Origin of the sequence: Planomonospora sp. ID91781 (assembly GCF_015711595.1) — a bacterium.
GTDB lineage: Bacteria > Actinomycetota > Actinomycetes > Streptosporangiales > Streptosporangiaceae > Planomonospora > Planomonospora parontospora.
Genome location: NZ_JABTEY010000001.1, coordinates 2648969 through 2670853, shown reverse-complemented (window position 1 = coordinate 2670853; position 21885 = coordinate 2648969). Strand labels below are relative to the sequence as shown.

Sequence of the window (21885 nt, the reverse complement as noted above, 5' to 3'; positions counted from 1 at the left end):
GAACACACAAAAACGTTCAAGCCCTACTAAACAACCGGTCGCTTGCTTATGCTGCGCGTGTGCATCCTGACGACACCGCTTCCCTCCCGGCGGCCGCCGTGCCCGCGGCGTCCCCGGAGTCCCCGGCGTCCGCGACCCCCGCCGGGCCGACCGGAGACGCCGGGATCGCCGACACGGGCCTAACCGGGGACTCCGGAGACGCCGACACGGGCCTCACCAGAGATCAGGCCGACCTCCGCGTCGCCGTCCGCTCCTTCCTCGCCGCGCGTCCCGGCGCCCCTTGGGAGCGCCTCGCCCGGGAACTCGGCGTGGCGGGCCTGGCCGTGCCCGAGGAGTACGGCGGGGCGGGGTGCGGCACCGCCGAGCAGGCGGTCGTCTGCGAGGAACTCGGCCGCGCGCTCTCCCCCCACCCCTACCTGGCCACCGCCGTGCTCGCCGTCGAGGCGCTCAGGGCCGCCGCCGATCCCGGGGCGATGGCCCGGCTGCTGCCCGCCATCGCGGACGGCTCCCGCACCGCCACCGTCCTGCTGCCCGGCGACGCCGACCTGGTCCTGTCCCGGGGACGGATCACCGGCACCGCGCCCTGCGCGCTGGACGGCGAGGTGGTCCTGGCCTTCGCCGGCGACGAACTGGTCGAGGCCGTGCCCTCGTCCCGCACGCCGCTGACGACGCTCGACCAGACCCGCCCGCTCGTCGCCCTCTCCTTCGACGCCGTCCCCGTACGGCCCGCCGGAGACGGCGCGGCCCGCGACCGGGTCCGGGACGCGGGCGTCGCCTGCCTGGCGGCCGAGCAGGTCGGCGGCGCCGCCGCCTGCCTGGAGGCCGCCGTGGAGCACGCCCTCCGGCGCCGGCAGTTCGGCCGCCCCATCGGTTCCTTCCAGGCCGTCAAGCACAAGCTCGCCGACCTGCTCCTGCTCGTCGAGTCCGCACGCTCGGCCGCGCTGGCCGCCGCCCGTGCCCTGCCCGGCGACCTCCCGGTCGCCGCCGCGATCGCGGGCTCCTACTGCACCGAGGCCTATCTGTCCGCCGCGGGCGAGAACATCCAGATCCACGGGGGCACCGGCGTCACCTGGGAGCATCCGGCCCACCGCCACCTCAAGCGCGCCGCCGCCGACGCCCAGCTCTTCGGCCCGCCGCAGGCCCACCGCGCCCGCCTCGCCGCGGCCGCCGGTCTGTGACGGTCCCGGCCCCGTCCGCGCGGGCACCGGCCACCATCCCGGACCACGCGGGCACCGCGGCCGCCGCTCCCCGCACCGGGCGGACCGTGCACGGCTCGGGAGCGCAGGAGGGCTCACCCGCCGAGGAGCTGCTCCCAGGGCCGGGGGGAGGGGCCGCGGCGGGTCGTGTCGAGGACCTCGGCCAGCCGCCAGGGGCCGAGGCGGGAGTGGGGACGGTCCCGGCCGAGCGGGTCGACGGCCCGCAGCACGAAGCGGACGCCGACCACGTCGAGCTCGGCGGACAGCGGAGTGGCCCGCCCGACGGGGTCCGCCGGGGAGCCGGGCTCCCGGACCCGCTCGGCCAGCGTCTCCGCCACCTCGGCGGCGTAGGGCCCCTCGCGCCACTCGATGTGCCAGCTGTCGTCGGCCCCCCGCCACCAGGTCAGATCGCGGCACGACTCCATCAGCTCGGCCTCGCCGCCGAGCGCCGCCATCACCCGGCCGAACGCCTCGAACCGGTGGGCGCCCACCGGCTGGATCTCGTCGGGCGCACTCGCGGAGCGCCCGCCCCCGCCCGGTCCCCTCATGCGTCGGAGCGTGCCAGTCCCGGGCCCGCACCCGGCCGCCCTTTGCCGCTCCTTCGCCTCCTCCTCACGGGCTCCGCACGGGAACCATCCCTTCCCTTTCCCCTCCCCGGGGCGGATGCCGCCGGATGCATCCCCTGCGGGCGGTCGCAGGAGTACGTTGGAGGAAGCGCGCCCCTGCCGATGCGCGGCCACCGGCACAACCCCTGGGAGGCGACGTGTCACTGCGAGTCGCTGTCGTCGGATCCGGCCCCGCCGGGATCTACACCGCCGAGGCGCTGACGAGGCAGGCCACCGGCCCCGTCGAGGTGGACGTGCTGGAACGGCTGCCCACCCCCTACGGGCTGGTGCGGTACGGCGTGGCCCCCGACCACACCTCGATCAAGTCGATAGCCGGCTACCTGCGCCGGGTGCTGGAGCTGCCCGGGGTGCGCTTCCTCGGCGGGATCGAGTTCGGCCGGGACGTGAGCCGCGACGACCTGCTGGCCTGCTACGACGCCGTGGTCTACTGCACCGGCGCGATGGTGGACCGGCGGATGGGCGTCCCCGGCGAGGACCTGCCCGGCAGCGTGGCGGCCACCGACTTCGTGAACTGGTACTGCGGGCACCCGGACGTGCCCGCCGACCGCTTCCTGCTGGACAGCCCCGAGGTCGCGGTGATCGGCGTGGGCAACGTGGCGGTGGACGTCGTGCGGATCCTGGCCAAGACCGCCGAGGAGCTGCGTGCCACCGACGTGCCGGAGGAGGTCCTGTCCCGGCTGGCCGCCAGCCGGGTGAAGGCCGTCCACATGATCGGCCGCCGGGGGCCGGAGCACGCCAAGTTCACCCTCAAGGAGCTGCGGGAGCTCGGCGAGCTGGCCAACGCCGACGTGCGCGTGCGGCCCGAGGAGGCGGCGGCCTCGGTGGAGGGCCTGCCGCGGCAGGTCCGGGGGAACGTCGAGGTGCTGCAGTCCTGGGCGGCCCGCACCCCGGCGGGCCGCCCCCGCCTCCTAGACGTGCGCTTCTGGATGCGGCCGGTGGAGATCCTGGGGCGCGACCGGGTGGAGGCCCTCAGGCTGGAGCGGACCCGCCTGGCCGACGGCCGCGTCGTCGGCACCGGCGAGTTCGAGGTCCTCCCCGTCGGCATGGTCCTGCGCTCGGTCGGATACCGCAGCGTCCCGCTGCCGGGCGTCCCGTTCTCCGAGGCCACCATGACCGTGCCGAACGAGGCGGGGCGGGCGGGCGACCGCGAGTACGTCGCGGGCTGGCTCAAGCGCGGGCCCAGCGGCGTGATCGGCACCAACAAGTCCGACGCCGCCGAGACCGTCCGCACCCTGCTGGCCGACCTCGCCGGCCGTGCGCCGGTACGCCACGCGGACCTGGACCCGCTCCTCGCCCGGCGCGGGCTCCTGCCCGTGACCTACGACGGGTGGCGGGCCATCGAGGCCGCCGAGGCCGCCCTGGCCCGGTCCCTCGGCCGCGGCGAGCGGGTGAAGCTGGCCGGCGCCGCCGCGATGGCCGCCGTGCTGGAGGGCCGGGAGCCGTGCGAGGACGGGGTCCCGGACGGGACGGGACGCACGGCGGGCCTGGCGGGCACGGAGGACACCGAGGGCCTCGCGGCCCGGTGAGGCCGCCCGGCCGGGTGAGGCCGCCCGGCCCGAGAGGTCACGCGGCCGGGTGAGGTCGCACGGTCCGGCAAAGAAATGATCTACCTGATATCAGGCCGAACCCCTACAGAATCCGATTCGGCTACCGATGAGGGCTCCGTGAACGGACCGTTGACCGACCCTGCCTCGAAGCCGGCGCCGAAGGCTCCCGTCACGGATCCGGTCCACTCCGGTTCCGGCACCAGGGCCGCCGTGCCGGACGCCCCCTCCGCACCCGCCGTACCCGCCGGGCCCGGCGAGGCGGCCGGAACGCTCACCGCGGAGGAGCTGTCGGCGGAGCTGGAGGCGCTGGAGATCACCAGCGGCTACAACATCGAGACGGCGTTCGACCGCGCGGTGGAGCTGGAGCGGGCGGCCGAGGAGCTCGGCGACGTCGTGCTGGCCCTGCGCGCGAAGCTGATCCAGGTCGACGTGCAGACCCGCTGGGGCGAACTGACCTCGGTGATACCGGTGATGTGGCAGGTCAACCGGTGGGCGGTCGAGAACGAGTGCCGCCCGCTGCTGGCCCGCACCCACCTGCTGATGGCGCGGGCCTATCGCGACCTGGGCGATCCGGCGGCCTCGCTGGAGCACACGGTGAGCTCCGTGGAGGCCCTGGAGGAGAGCACTCACCCCCGCATCCGGCTGAGCCACCTGATGCGGCTGGCGGACGCGCTCGACGAGACCGGTTCCACCGAGGCCTCCCGTGAGCGCTACCGGCAGGCCGAACGCCTCGCCGCCACGATCGACGTGGAACGGCACGTCACGGTCCTCAACAACCTCGCCTACGCCGAGTACGAGGCCGGCCGGTACGACCTCGCCTGGGAGTCCGTCGAGCGCATGCTGGCGATCAGCTCGGCCCACGACTACGAGCTCGACGTCTCCCACCTGGACACCATCGCCCGGCTCCAGATCCCGCTCGGCCACCACGCGGAAGCCGTCATGGCCGCCGAGACGGGCATCCGGATGTACGAGGACCAGGAGCTGAAGCAGGCGGCCGCGCTCCCCGAGATCCTGCTCACCCTGGCCATCGCCCAGCGCCACCTGGGCACCCTGAGGGACGCCCAGGCGAACCTGGACCGCAGCCGGTCGATCTGCGAGGAGCACGGCTACCTCAGGATCCTCGTCCCGCTGCAGCAGGAGCAGGCCGAGCTGCACGCCGCCACCGGCGACTACCGCCGCGCGTTCGAGGCGTACAAGGCCTACCACGCGGCCGAGAAGGACCTGGTCTCCCAGCAGCAGGAGGCCCGGGCCCGCACCCGGCAGGCCATGTTCGAGGCCAGCGAGGCACGCCAGGAGGCCGAGCTCTTCCGCGAGCAGGCCCGCCGCGACCCGCTCACCGGGCTGCGCAACCGCCGCTACGTCGACGAGCACCTGCCCGAGCTCCTCGCCGCCGCCGCCCTGACCGGCGACGCGGTGACGGTCGCGCTCGTCGACCTCGACCACTTCAAGCGGATCAACGACACCTGCTCCCACGACGTGGGCGACCAGGTCCTGGTCGCCGTCGCCAAGATGCTCGACGCCGTGCCGGACCCCGCCTGCGCCGGCCTGGGCTTCGCCGCCCGGATGGGCGGCGAGGAGTTCCTGGTCGTGCTGAGCGGGGTCAGCCCCGCCGCGGCCGTCGCCCGGCTGGAGGAGCTGCGGGCCGCCATCGCCTGCCGCTCCTGGCAGGCGCTCACCGGGGAACTGCCCGTCACCGTGAGCATCGGCGTCACCGCCTCCCAGCCCCACAGCACCCAGGCCGAGCTCATCGCCCTGGCCGACGCGAACCTCTACACCGCCAAGCACAAGGGCCGCAACCGCGTCTGCGCCACCTCCAGCGCGCCCCTGGGCGAGCGGCGCCGCCACCGTGACGCCGACGTCCGGTCGGAGGCGGGAGCGGCCGGTACGGCACAGCCCGGCGGAGGACAGCCCGATGCCGGACGGCCCGGCATGGAGCGGCCCGGCGCGGGGTGAGGGCCGCGGACGGGTTCGAGGGTCTCGGACGGGTTCCGGCGGCCCCGGGGCGGGTCCTAGGGTTCGGGTGACCCGCCTCTGCGGGCGGTCCGCCCCGACGGCAAGGAGCACCACCGTGCGCGTCACGCTCGCCGATCCCCTGGCCCTGATCCCCGGCTTCGAGCAGGCCCACCGGGAGCAGTCCGCGCGTTTCCCCCGGGCGGCGCCCCGCTGGCAGCCCGTGCACACCGTCTACGTCCCGGCCGACCGGTTCGGTCCGGAGACGGTCGCGGAGTGGGGGCGGGACGCGCTGGAACTGCTCACCCGGCACCTGCCCGGTCCCGGATCCCTCACCCGGGTCTTCGGCGTGCCGGAGGAGGCCGCCGCGCGACTGCACCCGAGGATCGCCGCGAAGCTGGCCGCCGAACCGGTCGAGGACCTGCGTGTGGACTTCGAGGACGGGTACGGCGTCCGCCCCGCCGAGGAGGACCGCGACGTCGCCCGCGCCGCCTCGGCCGTCGCCGCCCTGCACGCGGCGGGGACGCTCCCGCGCCGGTGGGGGCTGCGGGTCAAGTCGTTCGCCGACGGCGACCCCGGCCGGAGTCTGCGGACGCTGGACGGGTTCCTGACCGGGATCGTGGAACGGGCCGGCCGGCTGCCGGAGGGGTTCGTCGTCACCTTCCCCAAGGTCCTCATGCAGGACTACCTGTACCAGTTCGCCGACTGCCTGGAGGCGCTGGAGCGGGGGCTGGGCCTGGACGGGGGGTCCCTGCGGTTCGAGATCCAGGTCGAGGCCGCCCAGACGCTCCGGTTCCTCGGCCCCGATCTGGTCGCCTCCCTCGGCGGCAGGCTCTCGGCCGCGCACTTCGGCGTCTTCGACTACACCGCGAGCTGCGCGCTCCCCCCGCACGAACAGCGGCTGGACCACCCGGCCTGCGACCACGCCCGGCACGTCATGCAGACGGCGTTCGCCGGGACCGGCGTGGAGCTGTCGGACGGCTCCCTCGCCGCCTCCCCCTCCTCCGGCGGCACCCGCGACGTGCACGCCCTGTGGTCGCGCCACGCCGAACTGGTCGGGCACTCCCTGCGCCACGGCTTCTACCAGGGGTGGGACATGCACCCCTCGCACCTGGTCAGCCGCTACGCCGCGGTCTACGACTTCCACCTGCGCCACCACGCCGAGTTCACCCGCCGGGTCCGGGCCTTCCAGGAGCGGAGGGCGGCCGGGGGCGGCGTGATGGACGAGCCCGCGACGGTCCAGGCGATGGACACCGCGCTGCGCCGCGCGGAGCTGGCCCTGGGAAGCCCCTGACCCGCCGGACGCACCTCGCGGGACCCATGGGCGCCGCGCCGCGCGGAGCCGGCCCCGGGACGCCCCTGAGCCGCCGGACGCACCTCGCGGGAGGGAGCCGCCGGGCCCGGGATCTCCGGCGCGGGGCGCCGGCCCCGGCGGTCAGTCGACCAGTTCCCGCCAGCGGCGGACCAGGTGCGCCTCGACCGGATCCGACCACGACGCGCGCACCGCGCTCCCGACGTGGAAGGCGCGCACGCCGTACTCCAGCAGGGCCGGGACGTGACCGGGGCGCAGGCCGCCGCCGGCCAGGATGAGCGGGCCGTCGCCGGCCTCGCAGCGGGTCCGCAGCACGGACAGGCCGTCCCGCACCCCGCCGGGCGCGCCCGCGGTGAGCACGGTGGCGAGGTTGGGCAGCAGCCGTACGGCCCGCCAGCCCGCCTGGACGTCGGCCGCGTGGTCCACCGCCCGGTGGAAGGTCCAGGGCAGCGGGGCCACCGCGTGGATCAGCGCCTCGGTGGCGGCCAGGTCGACCGCGCCGGTGGAGTCGAGGAAGCCGAACACGAACCCGGCCGCGCCCGCCTCGGAGAGGGCCCGGGCGTCGCGCCGCAGGCCCTCCAGCCGCTCGGGCGAGGCCAGGAACGAGGCCTCGCCCCGCAGCATGACCATCTGCGGCAGCCTGCACTCCTTGGCGATCGCCGCGACCGTGTCCACCGCCGGGGTGAGCCCGCCCGACGCCATGTCGGCGACGATCTCCAAGCGGTCGGCGCCGCCCTCTTCGGCGGCGACGGCGTCGCGCACGTCGAGCGCGATCACCTCAAGCAGGGATCCGGTCATGAAGTGAGGCTATCGGATGGCTTTGTCCGAGGATCGCCGCGGTTCACGGACGTTCCAGCAGGACCCTGTCCCGGTGGGCGGCGGCCCCGGCGGCCTCGGAGCGGGCCCCCGCGACGGTCCCGGCGGCGACCTCCGAGACGGCCCCGGTAACGGCTCCCGGGACGGCCGGGGCCGCGCCGCGCAGGCCGCCGGGCCGCTGGAACAGCGCGCCCGAGGCACGGTGCGGCAGGTCGACCGTGCGCAGGTGGGCGAAGCGCTGCCGCCGGTAGTAGTCCTGCAGCCGCCGGTTCTCCTTGGCGCAGTCGAGCCGGAGCCAGCGCCGGCCCGCCGCGACCGCGCGCAGGCCCGCCCAGTCGAGCAGTGCCTCGCCCAGCCCCCGGCCGGAGTGGCCGCGCGCCACCGCGAGCTTGTGGACGTAGAGCGCCGAGGCGGGGTCGTCCTGGGCGGCCCAGAACTCGGGGTCGGCGTGGCCGTCCAGCGCCACGGTGGCGATCGGCCCGTCCTCCCCGTCCAGCAGGTACATGTCCCCTCTCTCGATCAGCGGGGCGATGCGCTCGGCCGGGAACCCGCCGGCGGGCCACTGCCGCACGCCCCGGCCGTCCAGCCAGGCGGCGGTCCGCGCCAGGAGCGCGAGCACCCCCGGCAGGTCCGCGGCGTCCGCCCGGCGCGGGGTGAGGCGCCGCGCGGAGACGGGGGCGGCGGGGGTGACGGAGGTGATGGTGCTGGAGTGCATGGTCGATCCCTTCGTTGCGCTGGGTGTGTGTGATGACACGGAATGTGTCCGTGCGGTGACGCACGGCATCCGCGCCGGGCCAGGGAGCCCCCGCGCTAGGGGTCCGAGGCGGACTGGGGGAAGGGGACGCGCCCGCCCGCACGGCGGGCCTCGCCCGGTGGCCGCCTGCCGTACGGGCAGGGCGGAGGCCGTCCCATCAGGGCGGCCGGAGGGAGGTCAACGGCTTTTCAGCTCGTACCGGATCAGGTGCTTGTCGGCGGGGAGCACCGAGACCGCGACCCGCACGGGGACGTCCTCCCCGTCGTATCCGACCCGGACGTAGACGACGACCGGCGTGCCCGACTGGAGCCTGAGCCGGTCGGTCTCCGAGCTGGTGGGCATCCGCGCCCAGATGTCGTCCACGACCCTCACCTGGGCGTGGCCGAGCTCCTCCAGCACCCGGTTGGCCCCCCGCGAGATGTCGCCGGGACGGGCGATCTCGGATCCGGAGACCAGCCAGAGCGGGAAGTAGGAGTCGTTGGTGTTGTACGGCTGCGCGTCCACGAACCGCAGCCTGCGGCGGACCACGGCGAGCCCGTCGTCGGGCAGCTCCAGCCGGCTGGCGATCTCCTCGGCCGGGTTCACGATCGACACCTCGATCTCCTGGCTCGGCTCGCGCCCCTCCTGGGAGACCGCCCAGGCGAAGGCCTCCCGGGTCTCCCCGGGCTGCGGCTGGAGCTCGCGCTGGGGGTGCATCAGCAGGGGGCGGCGCTCCCTGACCACGGTGCCCCGGCGGGGCGTCCGGGTGACCAGCCCCTCGTTGACCAGCTCGCCGAGGGCGAGCCGTACGGTGTTGCGGCTCACCTGGTGGGCGAGCATGAGCTCGGCCTCGGTCGGCAGCTGATCACCCGGCTTGAGCGCACCGGAGTAGATGGTCCTCCGGAGTTCGGAGGCCACCTGCTGATACAGCGTTGACCGAGCCATTTAGTCCCCTTTGTGCCAACAAAACTAGACGATTTGGTTCTAGTGGGGAACCGCCCCTTGACCTAGCCTCCCAGGAGCCGCATCATCCAATCGTTGGTACAAATCCATTGAAAGGCTCCACCCCCCCGACTCCCCGAGCGGCTGACCGCGTGAGGACCCCATCCCTCGCCGGGGTCCTCGCGCCACCGCACCGGGGAGAAGCGCGTCCTGGCGGGTCCCCCACGCCCGCCAGGGCGCGTCTTCCCGTCTCCGCGCCGCGGCCCTCCCCTTTTCCGCGCCGTAGCCCGCCCCGTCCGTCCGCACCGCAGCCCTTCCGGACCACCGCCCGTCCGCGCCGCGACCCCACCCGCGGACGGCCGTCTCCCCGTCCCGGATCGCGCGCTCCCGGAGAACGGGACGGCCCCGCCCCGCCCCGCCCGCCCTCCCCTAGGTTGCCGGGCAGGCGAGCGCGGACCGGCGGCCCTCCCCCGCGGGGGCCGTCCGGGCCGGGCGGAGGAGGCGAGACGACCGTGACGGGCTTCCGCGAGGAGATCCGCGCCTGGCTGCGGGAGCAGCTGGAAGGCGAGTTCGCCCACGCCCGCGGGCTGGGCGGGCCGGGCCGCGAGCACGAGGGCCACGAGGTACGGCTGGCCTGGGAGCGGCGGCTCGGCGAGGCCGGGTGGACCTGCCTGGGCTGGCCCCGGAGGTACGGCGGGCGGGACGCGCCCCTGGCCGACCAGGTCGCCTTCCACGAGGAGTACGCGCGGGCGGACGCCCCGGCCCGGGTCGGGCACATCGGCGAGGGCCTCATCGGCCCCACGATCATCGACTTCGGCACCGAGGAGCAGAAGCGGCGCTTCCTGCCCCCGATCCGGCGCGGCCGCGAGCTGTGGTGCCAGGGCTACTCCGAGCCCGAGGCGGGCTCCGATCTGGCCGGCGTGCGGACCCGGGCGCGGCAGGAGGGCGGCGAGTGGGTCCTCACCGGCCAGAAGACCTGGACCTCGCTGGCCCACGTCGCCGACTGGTGCTTCGTCCTGGCCCGGACCGAGTCCGGTTCGCGGCGGCACGCGGGCCTGTCCTACCTGCTGGTCCCGATGGACCAGCCCGGGGTGGAGGTCCGGCCCATCGTCCAGCTGACCGGCACCAGCGAGTTCAACGAGGTCTTCTTCGACGGGGCCCGCACGGCCGCGGGCAACGTCCTGGGCGCCCCCGGCGAGGGCTGGCGGGTCGCGATGGCCACCCTGGGCTACGAGCGCGGAGCCTCGACGCTCGGCCAGCAGATCGGCTTCCAGCGGGAGTTCGACCGCGTCGTGGAGACCGCCCGGCGCACCGGCGCGGCCGAAGACCCGGTGCTGCGCGACCGGCTGGTCCGGTCGTGGCTGGAGCTGCGCATCATGCGCCTGAACGCGCTGCGCACGATGACCTCCCCGTCGGCCGGGACGCCGGGGCCGGAGGCCTCGATCGCCAAGCTCTACTGGTCGGAGTGGCACCGGAGGCTGGGCGAGCTGGCGCAGGCCGTACAGGGCAGGGCGGGGCTGGTCGCCGACGGCCCGCCGTACGAGCTGAACGACCTGCAGCGGCTCTACCTGTTCAGCCGCGCGGACACCATCTACGCGGGTTCCAGCGAGATCCAGCGCAACATCATCGCCGAGCGCACCCTGGGCCTGCCCAAGGGCTGAGCCCCGGATGCGGCGGCCGTCCGTCTTCCGGTTTCCACGACGGACCGGGATCATTCGATCATGGCGTCCACACCCGGCGAAGCGATGGAGACCGGAGGCGGGAGCCCGCCGCCCCGCGCCGGTACGCGGTGGCTCGCCGCGGCGTTCGCGCTCGTCATGGCCCTCACCTGGGTCGCCCCGCCGTACCCCGCCGAGCAGGCGCTCCACCACTCGCTGACCGCGGTGGCGCTGCTGGCCCTGATCCCGCTCCGCCGGCACTACGCCCTTCCCCCGGCCTCACTGGCCGCGGTGCTCGGCTTCCTCGCCCTGCACTCCGTGGCCGCGCGCTGGATGTACTCCTACGTCCCCTACGACGAGTGGAGCGCGGCGCTGACCGGGGTGAGGCTGTCGGACGTCTTCGGCTGGGAGCGCAACCACTTCGACCGCCTGGTGCACCTCTCGTACGGCCTGTGCGCCGCCCCGGTGCTGGTCCGCTACCTCCGGGATCGGTGGGGCCTGCGCCCTCTCCCGGCCGTCGCGGCGGGCGTCGAGCTCGTCCTGTCGACGAGCGCGCTCTACGAGCTCCTCGAATGGGCGATAGCCGTCACCACGTCCCCGGAGATCGCCGAGGTCTACAACGGCCAGCAGGGCGACGTCTGGGACGCGCACAAGGACATCGCCCTGGCCTGCCTGGGCGCGCTGGCGGCCGCCGCGGTCATGCTGCTCCGGAGCCGGCGGGAGGCGGCGGCCGGGTCCGCGTCCCGGTCCTGACCCGGCCCCGCTCAGCGCGTGCGGGGAAACAGGACCGCCGCGGCGGCCAGCAGGGCGAAGGCGGCGCCCGAGGCGAGGGTGCGGACGGTGTTCCAGGCGTTCCACTCCGACTCGTACCGCGCGCGCACGGCGGCCAGGTCCGGGGCCGTCGCGGCGACCGCGGCGAGGTCCTCGTTCAGCGGCACGTTCACCAGCAGGGTCACGCCCAGGCCTCCGGCCAGGTAGACCGTGAAGGCCGCCGCCACCAGCCACACCGAGGCCGACCGCCGCCCCGCGGCGGCCAGTGTGGCGGCGAGGGCGACCGCGGCGAACACCGGCGCCCCGAAGAAGGAGAGCGCGAACGGGATGTTGCGGACCGTCGCGTTGATCGCCTGCATGCTGAGCACGTAGGTGTCCTCGCCGACCCCGGCCAGGCCGCGGGTGACCGAGACCTCGTAGGCGTAGAAGAAGCCCGCGATGGCGCCCATGGAGAGCAGCGCGACGACCAGGGCCGCGCGCGCCGCCGCGACGCCCGCACCCATCGGGGCGGCCGTCGCAGGGCCCGTCGCAGGGGCGGCCGCGGGGGAGGAAGGAACGGGGATGGAAGCCATGCGCCCTCATTAATCGTACCGGTAAGTTCGATTAATAATCGTACCGATAGGTACACTTGTCAACGGACACCGGGAGAGGCGGCGAGCATGCAGGGACGACGGGGCCGGCCCCGCGAGGGCGAGAACGAGGCCAGGCGGGCGGCCGTGCTGGACGCCGCCTTCGCCGAGCTGGTCGAACGCGGATACACCGGCACCACGATGCTGGCGGTGGCCCGGCGGGCCGGCGCCTCCAAGGAGACGCTCTACAGCTGGTTCGGTGACAAGCGCGGCCTCTTCGCTGCCCTGGTGCGCCGCCAGTCGGAGCAGGCGAACGCCGCGGTCGCCGAGGCGCTGGCCCTGGACCGGCCGCCCCGGGAGGCGCTGACGGCGTTCGCCGTCCGGCTGCTCCGGCTGCTGCTCGGGGAGGCCTCGGTCGCGATCAACCGGGCCGCGGTCGCGGCCCCGGAGCTCGCCGGGGTGCTGCTCGCCGAGGGGCGGCACACCACCGGCCCGCTCGTCGCGGGCTACCTCGCGGATCTGGCCGCGCGGGGGGAGATCGCCGCCGGCGATCCGGAGGAGGCCTTCCGGTTGCTGTACGGGCTCGTCGTCTCGGACGCCCAGATCCGCGTCCTGCTGGGCGAGGCGCCCCCCGCCGACCTCGAGGAGCGGGCGCGGCGGGCGGTGGACCGCTTCCTCGCACTGCTCCCGCCCGCCCCCGTCCGCGACCCGTCCGGGCGCGGCGCCGGGACCCGATGAACCGCCGGGGACTCAGCGCCCGGCCGCCCGGCCGCCCGTCCGCACGTAGTCCACGGTCAGGGTGCTGTCGAGGTCCGCGGCGGGCCGTCCCGCCTGCGAGCCGACCGCGACGTTGAGGATCAGCCTCGCGGACGACCTGGCCGGCACCCGGTAGGGGAAGGAGCGCACGAACCGGCCGTCGACGTAGAACCGGGCCCGGCCGGACGGGCCCGTGGTCCAGGTGACCTTGTAGACGTGCCACCGGGTGGCGTCGACGTCGTACGCGCCGCCGCCGCTGAAGCGGTCGGTGTGGACGTGGTACTCCGGCTTCCAGCGCGCGCCGTTGAGGCCGTTCTCCATCAGGTCGATCTCGCCGTAGTGCCGCTGCCTGCGCAGGGGGTCGGCGTGCAGCCAGATCGCCGGCCACGCGCCGCGCTGCCAGCCGGACACCTTCGCCCTCACCTGCACGCTCCCGCTCCCGCTCGCGAGCCTGGAGACGAGGCGCGCCGAGGTGTACTTGCGCCGTACGCCGTGGTCACCGGTGTAGGTCTCGCGCCGGGCGTTGATCACGAGGTGCCCGTCTCCGTCGAGCCGCGCGTTGCGCCCGCCGGAGGTGTAGCACTGCCGCTCGGCCCGGTATCCCCACAAGCACCCGGTCAGCTGCTCCCACCTGGACGGGTCCGGCTCGCTTCCCTCGGGACCGGAGAACTCGTCCGCGAAGCCGCGGGCCTCGGACGGCCTGGAGAAGCGGGCCGCGGAGGACCGGTGGTCTCCGCCCTCGGAGGACCAGTGGCCGCGGCCCTCGGGCGGCCCGGGGTCCTGGGCTGCGGAACGCCCGGAGTCGTGGACCCCGGAACGCCCGGAGTCGTGGACCGCGGCGGGCCGGGCCCGCGCGGCCGCGACCGCACCGTCTCCGAGCACGACCGCCGTGTTCACCAGCACGACCGCAACGGCCGCGGTCCGGCTTCCGATCCCCATCGGCCGCGACCCCTCCCCCGAGAGCACCGCCCTCCCGGACACGCCTCGGCGCGGAGTCCGGATCCTCCCGGCCTCCCGTCCCGCGGCTCCGCTCCGGGTGGTGAGACGACACAGAGGTCGGTCACTCTGTGTGCTGACGCCCTGACGATAACGCGCGGAGCCGGCTTCGGCGAGGAGCCGCGACGGAGTACCGCGGTCGGTTGCCGCGTTCCGAAGATGCAACCTCCCGCATCTGGCGGAGGACTCGCCCCCGGACGTAGCGTGCCCGCCATGACCACCGCGGGGCGCTCGGCCCACATCCTCGACGTCCTCGTCACCGAGTTCGGCGACTCCATCCGGCGCGACCCCGCCGCCTTCCGGCGCAAGTTCCGCAAGATGGCCGCCTCGCCCTTCGCGTTCTACCGCGGCAGCGCCTGCCTGTTCTACGCGGACATGACCGGCGGCTTCGCCGACGGGGCGTTCCTGGACGCCCGGACCAGCAGGGTGTGGATCCACGGCGACCTGCACGCGGAGAACTTCGGCACCTACATGAACGCCTCCGGCGTCCTGGTCTTCAACGTCAACGACTTCGACGAGGCCTACGTCGGCCCCTATCTCTGGGACCTCAAGCGGTTCGCGGCCAGCGTCGCGCTCATCGGCTACGCCAAGGCGCTCTCCGACGAGACGATCTCCGAGCTGGTCGCCGGATTCGCCCGCGCCTACCTGGCCGAGCTGGAGGGCATCGCGCACGGCGGCGACGACGCGATCGGCTCGCTGACGCTGGCGACCACCACCGGGGTGCTCCACCGGGTGCTGCAGACCGCCCGGCTCAACACCCGGGTGGCCCTGCTCGACCGGGAGACCACGGTCGAGAACTACGACCGCCGCTTCGCCTTCATGGAGGACCGCCTCCCGGTCGGCGAGGAGACCCGGCGCGCGGTCGAGGCCGCCTTCCAGGACTACCTGACCACGCTCCCCGCCGTCTCCGAGGTGGAGCACCGGATCAAGGACTTCGCGCTGCGCACCGGCGTCGGCATCGGCTCGGCCGGGCTCCCCTCCTACAACCTGCTGCTGGAGGGCCACACCGAGGCCCTGGAGAACGACGTCATCCTCTACATGAAGCAGGCGCAGGTCCCGGCCGTGGCCCGGCACATCGCCGACGAGAGGGTGCACGGCCACTTCCTGCACCAGGGACACCGCACCGCCGAGTCGCAGCGGGCCCTGCAGGCCTACGCCGACCCGTGGCTCGGCTACACCGCGCTGGACGGAGTCGGCCAGCTGGTCGCCGAGGTGTCCCCGTACTCCGCCGACCTCGACTGGGGCGACGTCAACGAGCCGGACGAGCTCGCCTCGGTGATCGGCGACCTGGGCCGGGCCGTGGCGCGCATGCACTCGGTGGCCGACGACGAGTCCAGCCACGACGTGGTCGACTTCTCCACCGAGGACGCCATCACGGCCGTGATCGGCGGCGACGGGGACGGCTTCACCGAGCTGCTCGTCGGCTTCGCCCACGCCTACGGCGCCCGGGCCAGAGCCGACCACCAGCTCTTCGTGGACCTGTTCCGCAACGGCCGCCTGCTGGGCCTCTGACCACCGGCCGCGCCCTCCCGCCGCGGAGGGGACCACACCGGAACCGACCAGTCGGTATGGACGGAACGGCGAGCGTACGGCATGCTTTCAGAACATGAGTCTGTTCTCGGTGCAAGGTAAGACAGTCGTGGTCACGGGCGGTTCCCGGGGCATCGGCCGGATGATCGCGGAAGGTTTCACGGAGGCGGGGGCCACGGTCTACATCTCCTCCCGCAAGGCCGCCGAGGTGGAGAAGACCGCGGCCGAGATCGGATGCGTCGCCGTACCGGCCGACCTGTCCACCCCCGACGGCGTCGCCGCGCTGGTGGAGGCGGTCTCCGCGCGCGAGGACCGGCTGGACGTGCTGGTCAACAACGCCGGCGCGACCTGGGGCGCGCCGCTGGAGGACTACCCCGAGCACGCCTTCGACAAGCTCTGGGGCGTCAACGTCAAGGGCGTGTTCTACCTGACCCAGCGCTTCCTGCCGCTGCTGCGCGCCGCGGCCTCCGCCGAGGACCCGGCCAGAGTGATCAACGTCGGCTCGGTCGACGGCATCCGGGTGCCCGCGCTGGAGACCTACGCCTACTCCACGACCAAGGCGGCCGTGCACATGCTCACCCGCCATCTGGCCCACCGGCTCGTGCGCGACTCGATCACGGTCAACGCGATCGCGCCCGGCCCCTTCGAGTCCAAGATGATGGCCTTCGCCCTCGACGACCCCGACATGCGCCAGGCGATCGCCTCCAGCGTGCCGATGGGCCGGATCGGCGCGCCCGAGGACGTCGCCGGGACCGCGATCTACCTCTCGTCGCGGGCCGGTGCCTACCTCACCGGCGTGGTGATCCCCGTGGACGGCGGCATGACCACCCACGGCTGAGGCCGCCGGCCGGGGCGCCCGGGTCGGCCCGGATCAGCCCGGGAGGCGGATGAAGGACGGCGGGACCAGGTCGGCCAGCCAGACGCCGTTGGCGCTGAGGCGGAACTCGTGCCCGGCCGCGCGCATCGCCGCCGCGTCGACGGCCAGCACGACCGGCCGGCCCCGGCGCGCCCCGACCCGGGTGGCGGTCTCGCGGTCGGGCGAGAGGTGGACGTGGTGGCGGCCCATCGGGCGCAGCCCCTCGGCGCGGATCGCGGCGAGGTTGCGGGCGACCGTACCGTGGTAGAGGAAGGCGGGCGGCTCGGTCACCGGGAGATCGAGGTCCACCGGGACCGAGTGGCCCTGGCTGGCCCGGATCCTGCCGTCCTCGATCGCGTAGCGCCGCTTGTCGTTGCCGGCCACGACCTGCTCCAGCTCCGCCCGCGAGATCGGGAACCCGTGCGCCGCCGCGGCGGCCAGCAGCGCGTCGACCTCCACCCAGCCGTGCTCGTCCAGCTCGATCCCGATCCGCTCGGGCTGGTGCCGCAGGTGCCTGGCGAGGTATTTGGAGACCTTCACCGCCCGGCGCTCGCCGGCCGCGGCCCCTCCGTGCTCCTCGGTCATCCTCCACCGTCCCATCCGCCGCGCGACATGGAGGTCCAGCCTTCCCGCCGGGCGGGCGGCGCGTCCACGGGTTTTCTGGAGCGGAGCCCGCGGTGCGCCGGTCAGAGCGCCTCGGCGACGGCGCGGGCCAGGTTGCCGGCGGCGCCGGGGGCGTAGCGCAGGAAGAGGTACGGCTCGGCGAGCTCCACCTCGATGAGAGCCGGGTCCCCGCCCGGGAGCCGGACCAGGTCCACCCGGGCATAAAGCACCCCGGGCACCCCGGAGGACCCGGCCGCCTCCGCCAGCACCCGCTCGGCGAGGGCGAGCTGGTCGGGCTCCGGGGTGCGGAGATCCGCCCGGGCGTTGTCGGCGTCCGGCGCGGCGGATCCTCCGGCCAGCATCGGGTTGCGCCGCACGGCGTGGCTGAACCGGCCGCCGAAGTAGAGCAGGGAGGTCTCCCCCTCGGTCTCGACCATGTCCAGGTAGGGCTGGACCATCGCGGTCCGCCCCTCGGCCGCCAGGCGGGCCGCGTGGGCCGCCGCCTTGTCCCGGTCGGTGGTCCTGATCGTGTCGCGGGCGCCCGCCGAGATCGCGGGCTTGACCACGTACTCGGCGAGGACGGGCAGGTCCGGACTCTCGCCCGGCGCGACCCAGGAGGTGGGGATGACCGGCACCGCCAGGTCCCGCAGGTAGGTCTTGTCGGTGTTGCGCTCCAGCACCGCCGCCGGGTTGGCCAGCCGCGTCACCGTCTCGACCCGGCGCGCCCAGGCCAGGAACTCCGCGCGCCGGTCCACGTAGTCCCAGGCCGAGCGGACCACCACGAGGTCGAAGGCCGCCCAGTCGGCGGCCGGGTCGTCCCAGCGCACGACCGTCCCCGAGATCCCCGCCTCCGCCCACGCGGCGAGGGCGATCTCCTTCTCGTCGTCGAACCCCTCCGGGTCCGCGTAGGTCACGTACGCCACCGAAGCGCTCACGGGAACACCCTCCATGCCACGATCGAAACACCAGAAGGGACATTACACAGGCCGCTCCCGCCACTTCGTTCACCAGGATGGCCTTTACGAAGTATGTCCGATTCATGGGCTCCGCCGTCCGGGGACGAGCCTGGGCGTTCACACGAACAAGCGATTGCGCAAGGGCTCATAATGGGAGGCGTGAACACGCGAAAGAACTCCGGAGGCGCGACCACCACCCCGGTCAAGCGCCAGCGCACGACGAAGCGCGCGGCCTCGGCCGGCTCCGCCTCGGAGCGCCGCGACCACCTCGTCAGGCTCGCCGCGGACCTCTTCGCGCGCAAGGGCTTCCAGGCGACCACCGTCCGCGAGATCGCGGAGGAGGCGGGCATCCTGTCCGGGAGCCTCTACCACCACTTCGACTCCAAGGAGACGATCGTCGACGAGGTGCTCAGCACCTTCCTCGACGACCTCATCGGACGCTACCGGGCCGCCCTGGAGCAGGGCGGCGACCCCCGCTCGATCCTGTCGGAGATGGTGCGGATCGGCTTCAGCGCCCTCGAGCCGCACCGCGCGGCGATCACCGTCATGCAGAACGACTGGAACTACCTGCGCTCCCTGCCCGGCGACCGCTTCGACTACCTGGTCAGGGCCGAGGACGAGGTCGAGCGCATGTGGGTCGGGCAGATCAAGCGCGGGCAGGCCGTCGGCCAGTTCCGCCCGGACGTCGACCCCAAGCTCACCTACCGCATGATCCGCGACAGCATCTGGGTCGCCGTCCGCTGGTTCCGCCCGGGCGGCCGCCTCGACACCGACGGCATCGCCGAGCACTACGTCACCGTCCTGTTCGACGGCCTGGCCACCGGAGAGCGGACGAGCCAGCGGGGATGAGCGCGGAAGCACTGCAGAAGGCCGTGCGGCTGGCCCTCACGGAGGCCGCCGACCCCGCCAAGGCCTCCGCCATGCAGGCCTACATGAAGTCCGCCATGCCGTTCCTCGGGGTGCAGGCCGTGCCGCGCCGTACGGCGTTGCGGAGGGTCTTCGCCGAGCACCCGTTCGAGGCCGCGCCCGAGTGGCGCCGGGCGGCGCTGACCCTGTGGCGCGAGGCGGAGTACCGCGAGGAGCGCTACGCGGCGATCACCCTCACCGGGTCCCCGCCCCGCTGGGGCCGGACCCTGTACACCCTCCCGATCTACGAGGAGATGATCGTCACCGGCGCCTGGTGGGACTTCGTCGACGAGGTGGCCGTCCACCGGATCGGCCCCCTGCTGCGGGAGTTCCCCGACACCATGCGCCCGCTGATGCTCGAATGGGCGCACAGCGACGACCTCTGGAAGCGCCGCACGTCGATCATCTGCCAGAACAGGTTCAGGGCCGCCACCGACACCGGCCTGCTCTACGCCTGCATCGAGCCGAGCCTGTCGGACACCGACTTCTTCGCCCGCAAGGCGATCGGCTGGGCCCTGCGCGAGTACGCCAAGACCGATCCGCGCGAGGTCGTGCGCTACGTCGCGCACAAGGGGATCACCGGCCTGAGCCGGCGCGAGGCCCTGAAGAACCTCCCCTCGGCCTGACCCCGCCGGCCGGGCCTCCCCTGCCGCCGGGCCGTCCCCGTCGCCGTCGCCAGGCCGTCCCCGTCGCCGGGCCGCCTCTGCTTCCCCCGTCGCCGGGGCGTCGGTTTCCCACGGCGGGGTCGCCGGCGGCCCGTCCGGCACGCGCTCCCTCCATGGCCGTACACGGACCCCGGCCGATCAACTTAGGTAAGCCTGCCCTAATATTCTTTGCACCAGCCTTACCGACTCTCCTGAGGTGCACATGAGGACTTCGATCCGCCGCCGCTGGGCCGTGTCCGCGGCCGCCGCGATCACGGCCGTCCTTGGCCTGACCGCCTGCAGTTCCGGTACCGGCGGCTCCACGGCCGCCGAACCCGCCGCGGCGGGGAGCCCGGCCTCGGGTTCGGCCGCGACGCGCAGCGTCACGCACGAACTCGGGACCACCGACGTCCCCGCCGCGCCCAAGCGCATCGTCTCGGTGAGCGTCACCCTGACCGGCCACCTGCTCGCGCTGGAGGCCCCGCTGATCGCCTCGCAGGCCACCCCGCCCGGGCCGATCACCGATGCCAACGGGTTCTTCTCCCAGTGGGCGGACGTCGCCAAGGAGCGCGGCGTCCAGGTGGCCTACCAGGGCTTCGAGGCCGACATCGAGAAGGTCATCGCGGCCAAGCCCGACCTCATCATCGGCTCGGCGTCCGGCGCCGACAGCACCGCCAAGGTCTACGACCGGCTCAAGGCCGTCGCGCCGACCGTGCTCTTCCGCCACGACGACCTCTCCTGGCAGGAGCTCATGACCAAGCTGGGCGGCGCGCTCGGCCTGGAGGCGAACGCGCAGAAGGTCATCACCGCCTACGACCAGCGGGTGGCCGAGGTGAAGGGCAAGATCAAGCTTCCCGAGCAGGACATCGTGCTGCTGCGCGACAACAACACCGACATCCCCGTCTTCACCGAGGCCTCCGCCCAGGGGGCGCTGCTGTCCTCCCTCGGCTTCCGGCTGCACACCGTCGACTCCTCCCTGGCCTCCGCCGACAGCCGCGAGGGCGGCAAGCGCCTGGACATCCTGACCGTCTCGCAGGAGAACATCGTCAAGGGCTTCGGGGACAGCTCGCTGTTCTTCGTCAGCCACACCGCGGACGAGATCTCCGCCACCACGGCCAAGCCGCTCTGGAAGGACCTGCCCGCCGTCGGCGACGAGCGCGTCCACGACCTCGGCCTCGACTCGTTCCGCATCGACTACTACAGCGCGTCCAACGTGGTCGACCGCATCGAGCAGCAGTTCGCCGGCTGATGAGGAACGTCCCGCCCCAGCTCCCCTGCCCCTGTCCGCCCGAGGTCCTCACCGGACGGCGCGTCACCGCGCTGGCCGCGGACCTGCGGGCGGGCAGGACGGGGGCGCTGGAGGCGTTCTGGGCGGAGGCGGCCGCGCGGGGGACGCCCCTGGTGGAGGAGATCCCCGGTGACCCCGGTCACCGCGCCGTGACGTTCCTGTGGCGCGGCGACGCGGAGGACGTGCTGGTCATGGCCAACAAGCTCACCGATCCGGGCCTGCTCGGCGCGAGCCTGATGGAGCGGATCGACGGCACCGACGTCTGGCACCGTACCTACCGGATCAGGTCGGGCTGGCGCGGTTCCTACCGGCTGGCGCCGCGTGTCCCCGGTACGGTCGGCCGGCCGCTCGACGGCGAGGCGGCGCGGCGCCGGGACGCCATGCTCGCCGCCGGGTCCCCCGCCCCGCGCGCGGCGATAGAGCGCTGGTGCCTGGGACTGACCCAGGCGGTCGCAGACCCGCTCAACCCGCGGACCCTGGACGGGCACTCGGTCGCCGAGCTCCCGGGCGCGCCGTCCCAGCGGTGGCTCGCGCCGAGGCCGCACCGGAGCGGCCCGGAGCACCGTACGGCCCGCCCCGAGCGCCGCACGGTCGGCGGCCGGACCGTGTGGCGGCTGCGGCCGGACCGGCGTCCGGAGGGCACCCTCGTCCTGCTGGACGGCGAGTGCTGGCTCGACGACCTGCCGGTCCTCCTCGGCAACCTGACCGAAGCCGGGGCCGTGCCGCCGCTCGCCGCGCTGCTGGTCGAGGCGGGTCCTCCGGCGGCCAGGATCCGCGACCTGACCTGTGATGACGACTTCGTCGCCTTCCTCGCCGACGAGCTGCCGTCCGGGGTGCACCCGCCCGCCCGGACCGCCGTCGCGGGGCAGAGCCTCGGCGGGCTGACCGCCCTGTACGCGGCCCACCGCCGCCCGGACCGGTTCGGGGCCGCCATAGCGCAGTCCGGGTCGTTCTGGTGGCCCAACGAGCCCGCAGGGCCCGGCGAACGGAGCGGGTCCGGCGGCGAGCGGCTGACCGCCGAACTGGCCGCGGCGGACCGGGTCCCGGACCGGGTCTACGTCGAGGTCGGCACCTACGAGTGGGCGCTGCTCGGCCCGACCCGGCGGCTGCGCGACACGCTGCGCGCCGGGGGCTGCGAGCTGACCTACCGGGAGTACGAGGGCGGGCACGACCACGCCTGCTGGCGCGGTTCGCTCGCCGACGGCCTGATCGCGGTCTTCTCCTGACCGC

General features: G+C 74.2%; 21 protein-coding genes. 13 read left to right on the top strand and 8 right to left on the bottom strand.

What is annotated here, in order from left to right:
• The first annotated feature begins 59 nt into the window (after positions 1-59).
• Complete coding sequence (locus HS048_RS12155; protein WP_307832438.1) at positions 60-1178, top strand: acyl-CoA dehydrogenase family protein; 1119 nt, start codon at positions 60-62, stop codon at positions 1176-1178.
• A gap of 113 nt (positions 1179-1291) precedes the next feature.
• On the opposite strand, the gene HS048_RS12150 is transcribed toward HS048_RS12155, so the two are convergent.
• Complete coding sequence (locus tag HS048_RS12150; protein ID WP_230880814.1) at positions 1292-1744, bottom strand: hypothetical protein; 453 nt, start codon at positions 1742-1744, stop codon at positions 1292-1294.
• 215 nt (positions 1745-1959) lie between these two features.
• On the opposite strand from HS048_RS12150, the gene HS048_RS12145 reads away from it, so the two are divergent.
• The 3 genes from HS048_RS12145 to HS048_RS12135 all read left to right on the top strand — a co-directional run bounded on the left by HS048_RS12145 (position 1960) and on the right by HS048_RS12135 (position 6613).
• Complete coding sequence (locus HS048_RS12145; protein WP_307832437.1) at positions 1960-3348, top strand: FAD-dependent oxidoreductase; 1389 nt, start codon at positions 1960-1962, stop codon at positions 3346-3348.
• 138 nt (positions 3349-3486) lie between these two features.
• Positions 3487-5322 carry a GGDEF domain-containing protein gene (locus tag HS048_RS38810; RefSeq protein WP_196466996.1) on the top strand — a complete coding sequence of 612 codons (1836 nt, stop codon included), beginning with the start codon at positions 3487-3489 and terminating at the stop codon, positions 5320-5322.
• Positions 5323-5437: 115 nt separating this feature from the next.
• Complete coding sequence (locus HS048_RS12135; protein WP_196466995.1) at positions 5438-6613, top strand: aldolase; 1176 nt, start codon at positions 5438-5440, stop codon at positions 6611-6613.
• Between the two features lie 141 nt (positions 6614-6754).
• Here the strand turns inward: HS048_RS12135 and HS048_RS12130 are convergent, their stop codons facing one another.
• The 3 genes from HS048_RS12130 to HS048_RS12120 form a co-directional block, all read right to left on the bottom strand.
• Complete coding sequence (locus HS048_RS12130) at positions 6755-7429, bottom strand: copper homeostasis protein CutC (protein ID WP_068897006.1); 675 nt, start codon at positions 7427-7429, stop codon at positions 6755-6757.
• 43 nt (positions 7430-7472) lie between these two features.
• The gene (locus HS048_RS12125; protein WP_196466994.1) at positions 7473-8162 is read right to left on the bottom strand and encodes an N-acetyltransferase; all 690 of its coding nucleotides are present in this window, start codon (positions 8160-8162) and stop codon (positions 7473-7475) included.
• 216 nt (positions 8163-8378) lie between these two features.
• A complete protein-coding gene (locus tag HS048_RS12120; RefSeq protein WP_068897007.1) occupies positions 8379-9125 on the bottom strand; it encodes a GntR family transcriptional regulator in 747 nt (248 codons plus the stop codon).
• A gap of 509 nt (positions 9126-9634) precedes the next feature.
• Here HS048_RS12120 and HS048_RS12115 point away from each other — a divergent pair.
• Entirely contained in the window at positions 9635-10783 is a 1149-nt protein-coding gene (locus HS048_RS12115; protein ID WP_196466993.1) for an acyl-CoA dehydrogenase family protein, read from the top strand.
• A gap of 60 nt (positions 10784-10843) precedes the next feature.
• Entirely contained in the window at positions 10844-11533 is a 690-nt protein-coding gene (locus HS048_RS12110; RefSeq protein WP_196466992.1) for a DUF2238 domain-containing protein, read from the top strand.
• Between the two features lie 11 nt (positions 11534-11544).
• Here HS048_RS12110 and HS048_RS12105 read toward each other — a convergent pair whose 3' ends face one another.
• Positions 11545-12123, bottom strand: coding sequence for a DUF1772 domain-containing protein (locus tag HS048_RS12105; RefSeq protein ID WP_196466991.1), 579 nt, complete (start codon positions 12121-12123; stop codon positions 11545-11547).
• A gap of 87 nt (positions 12124-12210) precedes the next feature.
• Here HS048_RS12105 and HS048_RS12100 point away from each other — a divergent pair, with 87 nt between their 5' ends.
• Positions 12211-12858, top strand: coding sequence for a TetR/AcrR family transcriptional regulator (locus HS048_RS12100; protein WP_068897009.1), 648 nt, complete (start codon positions 12211-12213; stop codon positions 12856-12858).
• A 12-nt stretch (positions 12859-12870) separates the two neighbouring features.
• Here the strand turns inward: HS048_RS12100 and HS048_RS12095 are convergent, their stop codons facing one another.
• Positions 12871-13815, bottom strand: coding sequence for a family 16 glycosylhydrolase (locus HS048_RS12095; protein WP_196466990.1), 945 nt, complete (start codon positions 13813-13815; stop codon positions 12871-12873).
• Positions 13816-14085: 270 nt separating this feature from the next.
• On the opposite strand from HS048_RS12095, the gene HS048_RS12090 reads away from it, so the two are divergent.
• Together HS048_RS12090 and HS048_RS12085 are read left to right on the top strand one after the other, a co-directional pair.
• Positions 14086-15384: a DUF2252 domain-containing protein gene (locus HS048_RS12090; protein WP_068897011.1), complete on the top strand. Its 1299-nt coding sequence runs from the start codon at positions 14086-14088 to the stop codon at positions 15382-15384.
• A 94-nt stretch (positions 15385-15478) separates the two neighbouring features.
• Entirely contained in the window at positions 15479-16240 is a 762-nt protein-coding gene (locus HS048_RS12085) for a glucose 1-dehydrogenase (RefSeq protein ID WP_068897012.1), read from the top strand.
• 33 nt (positions 16241-16273) lie between these two features.
• Here HS048_RS12085 and HS048_RS12080 read toward each other — a convergent pair whose 3' ends face one another.
• Together HS048_RS12080 and HS048_RS12075 are read right to left on the bottom strand one after the other, a co-directional pair.
• Positions 16274-16843 (bottom strand): RNA 2'-phosphotransferase, encoded by a 570-nt coding sequence (locus tag HS048_RS12080; RefSeq protein WP_196466989.1) that lies wholly within the window; start codon positions 16841-16843, stop codon positions 16274-16276.
• 101 nt (positions 16844-16944) lie between these two features.
• Positions 16945-17796 (bottom strand): RimK family alpha-L-glutamate ligase, encoded by an 852-nt coding sequence (locus HS048_RS12075; RefSeq protein ID WP_196466988.1) that lies wholly within the window; start codon positions 17794-17796, stop codon positions 16945-16947.
• A 180-nt stretch (positions 17797-17976) separates the two neighbouring features.
• Between HS048_RS12075 and HS048_RS12070 the strand changes: the two genes are divergently transcribed.
• From HS048_RS12070 to fes, 4 genes are all read left to right on the top strand, one after another.
• Positions 17977-18666: a TetR/AcrR family transcriptional regulator gene (locus HS048_RS12070; RefSeq protein ID WP_068897124.1), complete on the top strand. Its 690-nt coding sequence runs from the start codon at positions 17977-17979 to the stop codon at positions 18664-18666.
• A complete protein-coding gene (locus tag HS048_RS12065; RefSeq protein WP_068897014.1) occupies positions 18663-19349 on the top strand; it encodes a DNA alkylation repair protein in 687 nt (228 codons plus the stop codon). The genes HS048_RS12070 and HS048_RS12065 overlap by 4 nt, the downstream gene beginning before the upstream one ends.
• Before the next feature lie 241 nt (positions 19350-19590).
• Positions 19591-20616 (top strand): Fe2+-enterobactin ABC transporter substrate-binding protein, encoded by a 1026-nt coding sequence (gene fepB / locus HS048_RS12060; RefSeq protein WP_196466987.1) that lies wholly within the window; start codon positions 19591-19593, stop codon positions 20614-20616.
• The gene (fes, locus tag HS048_RS12055; RefSeq protein ID WP_196466986.1) at positions 20616-21881 is read left to right on the top strand and encodes an enterochelin esterase; all 1266 of its coding nucleotides are present in this window, start codon (positions 20616-20618) and stop codon (positions 21879-21881) included. The genes fepB and fes overlap by 1 nt, the downstream gene beginning before the upstream one ends.
• Positions 21882-21885: the final 4 nt, after the last annotated feature.